Annotated in this window: 2 protein-coding genes; both read left to right on the forward strand. The window is 70.9% G+C overall.

All coding sequences use genetic code 11. The features are described from left to right. Window positions 1-322: SH3 domain-containing protein (locus EHS43_RS43715; RefSeq protein ID WP_148104313.1), on the forward strand; the 322-nt coding region annotated here is incomplete at its 5' end. Between the two features lie 52 nt (window positions 323-374). Further along, a complete protein-coding gene (locus EHS43_RS43720; RefSeq protein ID WP_125195960.1) occupies window positions 375-1736 on the forward strand; it encodes an FtsW/RodA/SpoVE family cell cycle protein in 1362 nt (453 codons plus the stop codon). Window positions 1737-1849 lie beyond the last annotated feature (113 nt).

Below are 1849 nucleotides of genomic sequence, written 5' to 3' on the forward strand. Positions count from 1 at the left end.
GTCCCAGAGCGCCTCGGGGAACCACCAGGACCAACATCAGAACGAGGGCCAGGGCCAGGGCCAGAGTCAGAGTCAGCACCAGAACCAGCACCTGGCCAGGGGTGTGGTGACGGCCAGTTCGCTGGCGCTGCGCAGTGCGCCCAACCGGGGCGGGCAGATCATCCGGTGGGCCGACCGGGGCGAGGTCGTCTCCATCTTCTGCCGGACCAACGGCCAGAGCGTCCAGGGCAACCGCCAGTGGTACCTCCTGACGGACGGCACCTGGGCCTGGGGCTCGGCCCGGTACATCAGGACCATCGGGACGGCGCCACGCTGGTGCTGACACCCCGCGCGGGCTAGGCGGACATCGCCTCCCATTTGGGTAAGTTCCGGACATGACCAAGGCCGGAACCACCGTGGCCCCCGCGAACGCCCCCGTGCGCGCGGTACCCCTGCCCCGACGCCGTGGCATCGAACTGGCCCTCATCGTCCTCGCCGTCCTGCTGTCGGTGTACGGCTACTGTGCCGTCGGCCTCGCCAGGAACGGCACCGTCCCGCCCGGCGCCGCCGGTTACGGCGCCGGGCTCGGTGTGCTCGCGCTCCTCGCCCATCTGGCGGTGCGGCTGCGGGCGCCGTGCGCCGATCCGCTCCTGCTGCCCATCGGCGTGCTGCTCAACGGCCTGGGCCTGGTGCTGATCTACCGGCTCGACCTGGAGACACCCGGCGACCGCGCGGCCCCGACCCAGCTCGTGTGGTCCACGGTCGGGGTGGCCCTGTTCATCGTGGTCGTGCTGATGCTGCGCGACCACCGCGTGCTCCAGCGGTACTCCTACGTGTGTGTCGCCGCCGCGCTCGCCCTGCTGGTCCTCCCGATCCTGTTCCCCGCAGTGAACGGCGCCCGCATCTGGATCCGGATCGCCGGGTTCTCCATCCAGCCGGGCGAGTTCGCGAAGGTGCTCCTCGCGGTGTTCTTCGCCGCGTATCTCGCGACCAACCGGAACGCGCTGGCGTTCGCCGGGCGGCGGCTGTGGGGGCTCCAGCTGCCCACCGGCCGGGTGCTGGGCCCACTGCTCGCGATCTGGCTGATCAGCGTCGGGGTGCTGGTGCTGGAACGGGACCTCGGCACCTCGCTGCTGTTCTTCGGCCTGTTCGTCGTCCTGCTCTACGTCGCCACCGGGCTCACCGGCTGGATCGCGCTGGGCCTGCTGCTTGCCGTCGTCGGTGCCTTCGCCGTGGGCTGGCTGGAACCGCATGTGCACACCCGGGTGGAGGACTGGCTGCACCCGTTCGCGTCGATCGAGGCGGGCCAGGGGCCGAACCAGCTCGCGCAGTCCCTGTTCGCCTTCGCGGCGGGCGGGATCCTCGGCACCGGACTCGGGCTCGGCCACTCCGTCCTGATCGGTTTCGCCGTGAAGTCCGACTTCATCCTGGCGACGGCCGGCGAGGAGCTGGGCCTGGCCGGCCTGTCCGCGATCTTCCTGCTGTACGCCCTTCTCGTGGAGCGCGGCTACCGGGCGGGCCTCGCCCTGCGCGACCCCTTCGGACGGCTCCTGGCGATCGGCCTCGCCTCGATCGTCGCGCTCCAGGTGTTCGTGATCGCGGGCGGGGTCGGCGGACTGATCCCGCTCACCGGCATGGCGATGCCCTTCCTCGCGCAGGGCGGCTCGTCGGTCGTCACCAACTGGGCGATCGTCGCCCTGCTGATCCGGGTGAGCGACTCGGCCCGCGGACTGTACGACGACAAGGAGTCTCAATGACGAAGTCAAGCCGCCTGCGTGAGCGGCGGGACGGAGGTGAAGATCCTTCCGTCACGCAAGAGCGCCCACAGGACGCTGGCCCGCCGACGGGCCAGGGCGATGACGGCTTGGAC

It is taken from the genome of Streptomyces sp. RP5T (assembly GCF_003933965.1).
Classification (GTDB): Bacteria; Actinomycetota; Actinomycetes; order Streptomycetales; family Streptomycetaceae; genus Streptomyces.

Bases quoted from the DNA above. Each gene is read 5' to 3' on its own strand.
- EHS43_RS43720 (WP_125195960.1), top strand. From the start codon at position 375: ATGACCAAGGCCGGAACCACCGTGGCCCCCGCGAACGCCCCCGTGCGC.